Origin of the sequence: Corynebacterium sp. 13CS0277 (genome assembly GCF_002994655.1) — a bacterium.
Lineage (GTDB): Bacteria > Actinomycetota > Actinomycetes > Mycobacteriales > Mycobacteriaceae > Corynebacterium.
The window spans coordinates 1-5569 of the sequence record NZ_PPDL01000045.1; the positions used below are offsets into that span (position 1 = coordinate 1).

3 rRNA genes are annotated in these 5569 nt (G+C 54.4%); all 3 read right to left on the reverse strand.

Annotated elements, in window-relative coordinates:
- Positions 1-14: 14 nt before the first annotated feature.
- Positions 15-131, reverse strand: a 5S ribosomal RNA gene (rrf, locus tag C1Y63_RS12250).
- Between the two features lie 111 nt (positions 132-242).
- Positions 243-3324, reverse strand: a 23S ribosomal RNA gene (locus C1Y63_RS12255).
- A 399-nt stretch (positions 3325-3723) separates the two neighbouring features.
- Positions 3724-5255 (reverse strand): 16S ribosomal RNA (locus C1Y63_RS12260).
- Together the 16S, 23S and 5S rRNA genes form the textbook arrangement of a ribosomal RNA operon.
- Between the last annotated feature and the right edge of the window lie 314 nt (positions 5256-5569).

The following is a 5569-nucleotide window of genomic DNA, read 5'->3' on the forward strand; positions in this document are numbered from 1 at the left end:
TTATGAAGATATAATGTCGGCAGTGACCTACTCTCCCACACACTCCCGTGTGCAGTACCATCGGCGCAGGTGGGCTTAGCTTCCGGGTTCGGAATGGGACCGGGCGTTCCCCCACCGCTAAAACCACCGACAAGCATGTTTCAGCCTGTGACAGTGTGCTGTTCCTGACACTGCATAGTAGACGCGAGACCATTTGTCTTCATTGTTCACGGCATTGACGACCATTTATGTGAACCACACTTAATGTGGTGTGTTCGGTGAATTAGTACCAGTCACCTCCACACGTTACCGTGCTTCCAGATCTGGCCTATCAACCCCCTAGTCTAGAGGGCACCTAATAACGAAACCTTATCTTGAAACGGGCTTCCCGCTTAGATGCTTTCAGCGGTTATCCCTTCCGTACGTAGCCAACCAGCCATGCCACTGGCGTGACAACTGGCACACTAGAGGTACGTCCGTCCCGGTCCTCTCGTACTAGGGACAGCCTTTCTCAAGTTTCAACGCGCACGGCGGATAGAGACCGAACTGTCTCACGACGTTCTAAACCCAGCTCGCGTGCCGCTTTAATGGGCGAACAGCCCAACCCTTGGGACCTACTCCAGCCCCAGGATGCGACGAGCCGACATCGAGGTGCCAAACCATCCCGTCGATATGGACTCTTGGGGAAGATCAGCCTGTTATCCCCGGGGTACCTTTTATCCGTTGAGCGACACCGCTTCCACAAGCCGGTGCCGGATCACTAGTCCCTACTTTCGTACCTGCTCGACCTGTCAGTCTCACAGTCAAGCTCCCTTGTGCACTTACACTCACCACCTGATTGCCAACCAGGCTGAGGAAACCTTTGGGCGCCTCCGTTACTCTTTGGGAGGCAACCGCCCCAGTTAAACTACCCACCAGGCACTGTCCCTAACCCAGATCATGGGCCGAGGTTAGATGCCCACTACGATCAGAGTGGTATTTCAACAACGACTCACACACAACTGGCGTCATGCGATCACAGTCTCCCACCTATCCTACACAAACCGTAGCAGACACCAATACCAAGCTATAGTGAAGGTCCCGGGGTCTTTTCGTCCTGCCGCGCGTAACGAGCATCTTTACTCGTACTGCAATTTCGCCGGGCCTGTGGTTGAGACAGCAGGGAAGTCGTTACGCCATTCGTGCAGGTCGGAACTTACCCGACAAGGAATTTCGCTACCTTAGGATGGTTATAGTTACCACCGCCGTTTACTGGGGCTTAAATTCTCCGCTTCGACCCCAAAGGGTCTAACAGGTCCTCTTAACCTTCCAGCACCGGGCAGGCGTCAGTCCGTATACATCGACTTATCGTCTTCGCACGGACCTGTGTTTTTAGTAAACAGTCGCTTCCCTCTATTCTCTGCGGCCACAACACGCAACCACACCGCAAAAGTGTGGCACACGCCATGGCCCCCCTTCTCCCGAAGTTACGGGGGCATTTTGCCGAGTTCCTTAACCACAGTTCACCCGATCGCCTTAGTATTCTCTACCTGACCACCTGTGTCGGTTTGGGGTACGGGCCATACACACACATCGCTAGATGCTTTTCTCGGCAGCAGAGGATCATCGACATCCCCCAAACAGGGGTACGCATCACGCCTCACCCAAAAAGCAGGACCGGATTTACCTAGTCTGCGGGCTACACGCTTACACCACAATCCAATAAGTGGCTCGACTACCTTTCTGCGTCACACCATCGCTTGGCTACTACCACATCAGGTCCCACGCATCCACAACAACACACAAACACAAGGCTCACGTGCCGCGCTTCAGGGCGGTTAGTATCAATGATTCACCATGGGCGCATGTGCACGGGTACGGGAATATCAACCCGTTGTCCATCGACTACGCCTGTCGGCCTCGCCTTAGGTCCCGACTCACCCTGGGAAGATTAGCTTAACCCAGGAACCCTTGGTCATCCGGCGGATGAGTTTTCCACTCATCATTCGCTACTCATGCCTGCATTCTCACTCGCACAGCGTCCACCACTCGGTCACCCGGCGACTTCACACGCTGCACGACGCTCCCCTACCCACCCCAACAAACGTTGGAGTGCCGCGGCTTCGGCGGTGTACTTGAGCCCCACTACATTGTCGGCGCAGAACCACTCGACCAGTGAGCTATTACGCACTCTTTCAAGGATGGCTGCTTCTAAGCCAACCTCCTGGTTGTCTTCGCGATCCCACATCCTTTTCCACTTAGTACACGCTTAGGGGCCTTAGCCGGCGATCTGGGCTGTTTCCCTCTCGACTACGAAGCTTATCCCCCGCAGTCTCACTGCCGTGCTCTCACTTACCGGCATTCGGAGTTTGGCTGATGTCGCTAAGATGTTGGTCCCGCTAAACCATCCAGTAGCTCTACCTCCGGCAAGAAACACACGACGCTGCACCTAAATGCATTTCGGGGAGAACCAGCTATCACGGAGTTTGATTGGCCTTTCACCCCTACCCACAGCTCATCCCCTCAGTTTTCAACCTAAGTGGGTTCGCGCCTCCACAGAGTCTTACCTCTGCTTCACACTGGCCATGGGTAGATCACCCCGCTTCGGGTCCAGGACATGCAACTAAAACACCCTCGTTAGGATTCGCTTTCGCTACGGCTACCACACACGTGTTAACCTCGCCACATGCCGCTGACTCGCAGGCTCATTCTTCAAAAGGCACGCCATCACCCTAAAGGGCTCTGACGGATTGTAAGCACACGGTTTCAGGTACTATTTCACTCCCCTCCCGGGGTACTTTTCACCATTCCCTCACGGTACTATTCCGCTATCGGTCACACTGAGTATTCAGGCTTACCGGGTGGTCCCGGCAGATTCACAGCAGATTTCACGGGCCCGCTGCTACTCGGGAATACGATCACTAGCGGTGCTTATGTTTTCGTGTACAGGACTCTCACCTTCTCCGGTAGGCGTCTCCACACCACTTCCACTAACACAAACAACCACCAGCCCCTGCCGGCAGACAGGAACAATCACATCCCACAACCCCACGCACGCAACCCCTGCCGGGTATCACACGCACATGGTTTAGCCAATCGTCCGCTTTCGCTCGCCACTACTCACGGAATCATTATTTATTTTCTCTTCCTACGGGTACTGAGATGTTTCACTTCCCCGCGTAACCTCCACACACCCTATGTATTCAAGTGCAGGTGACCGCCCATAACGACGGCCGGGTTTCCCCATTCGGACATCCTCGGATCAACGCTTGATTGACAACTCCCCGAGGCTTAACGCAGCCTTCCACGTCCTTCATCGGCTCAGTATGCCAAGGCATCCACCGTGTGCCCTTACAACACACAACACAAGTTGGCTCACAATCGGCAAAAACCAACAACCACCACAAGATGGCGTTGGCTGCAAACAAAATAAAGAAAAAACACCAAACAAGACATCAACAACATTGACATCTCATCTGGAGATGCTCGCGTCCACTATACAGTTCACAAACAACACACACCCACCACCACACCCAACAACCAGACTCAAACGTCCCTGTTGTCGGCTAGGCCGCAGGCGCCACAAACCACGGGCACAATGCCCGAGACACCCAACAGTGCACCAACATACTCTTGATTGTTTCTTGCGCTCGTCCGACTATTCGGTCCGTGCTTCCACGCCGATTCAAACAAAACAAAAGACCACAGCCTATGTCGGGAAGAAGTTCTTCTCCCCTACCGTGGTCCCAAAATAAAGCTCCTTAGAAAGGAGGTGATCCAGCCGCACCTTCCGGTACGGCTACCTTGTTACGACTTCGTCCCAATCGCCGATCCCACCTTCGACAGCTCCCCCCACAAGGGTTGGGCCACTGGCTTCGGGTGTTACCAACTTTCATGACGTGACGGGCGGTGTGTACAAGGCCCGGGAACGTATTCACCGCAGCGTTGCTGATCTGCGATTACTAGCGACTCCGACTTCATGGGGTCGAGTTGCAGACCCCAATCCGAACTGAGGCCGGCTTTCAGCGATTAGCTCACCCTCACAGGCTCGCGACGCGTTGTACCGACCATTGTAGCATGTGTGAAGCCCTGGACATAAGGGGCATGATGATTTGACGTCATCCCCACCTTCCTCCGAGTTGACCCCGGCAGTCTCTCATGAGTCCCCACCATCACGTGCTGGCAACATAAGACAAGGGTTGCGCTCGTTGCGGGACTTAACCCAACATCTCACGACACGAGCTGACGACAACCATGCACCACCTGTATACAAGCCACAAGGGAAACTACATCTCTGCAGCGATCCTGTATATGTCAAGCCCAGGTAAGGTTCTTCGCGTTGCATCGAATTAATCCACATGCTCCGCCGCTTGTGCGGGCCCCCGTCAATTCCTTTGAGTTTTAGCCTTGCGGCCGTACTCCCCAGGCGGGGCGCTTAATGCGTTAGCTACGGCACAGAAGACGTGGAAGTCCCCTACACCTAGCGCCCACCGTTTACGGCATGGACTACCAGGGTATCTAATCCTGTTCGCTACCCATGCTTTCGCTCCTCAGCGTCAGTTACTGCCCAGAGACCTGCCTTCGCCATTGGTGTTCTTCCTGATATCTGCGCATTTCACCGCTACACCAGGAGTTCCAGTCTCCCCTACAGCACTCAAGTTATGCCCGTATCGCCTGCACGCCCGGAGTTAAGCCCCGGAATTTCACAGACGACGCGACAAACCACCTACGAGCTCTTTACGCCCAGTAATTCCGGACAACGCTCGCACCCTACGTATTACCGCGGCTGCTGGCACGTAGTTAGCCGGTGCTTCTTATCAAGGTACAGTCACCACCGAAAAACGGTAGCTTCGTCCCTCGCGAAAGAGGTTTACAACCCGAAGGCCGTCATCCCTCACGCGGCGTCGCTGCATCAGGCTTGCGCCCATTGTGCAATATTCCCCACTGCTGCCTCCCGTAGGAGTCTGGGCCGTGTCTCAGTCCCAATGTGGCCGTACACCCTCTCAGGCCGGCTACCCGTCGACGCCTTGGTAGGCCATTACCCCACCAACAAGCTGATAGGCCGCGGGCTCATCCTGAACCGAAAAAACTTTCCACCATGCACACTAAAGCACGGTCCTATCCGGTATTAGACCCAGTTTCCCAGGCTTATCCCAGAGTTCAGGGTAGATCACCCACGTGTTACTCACCCGTTCGCCACTCGAGTACCCCAGCAAGCTGAGGCCTTTCCGTTCGACTTGCATGTGTTAAGCACGCCGCCAGCGTTCGTCCTGAGCCAGGATCAAACTCTCCACAAAAAATCAGACATAACATCCAACCAACCACACACCCCAAAGAGTGCCCGGCCAGTAGTGAAAGAGTCCAAAACCTAGACAAAACAAACAACCAGCACAACCAACAGAAGTTGATCGCTCGTTGTTCAATCCAAATTACTTGAACGACCAGGCCCCATCCCGACGGGGATAAGCAGGGCCCGGCTACTAAAAAAATTTCTAGTACCGTTCAACAATCAATGCTTCCACAACAACCCACAACACACTCGTGTCATGCAAGCGTTGCGTCAGGGACAAGCAGTCCCCGGCAGCACAAACCATCGAACCAGCACAAAAAA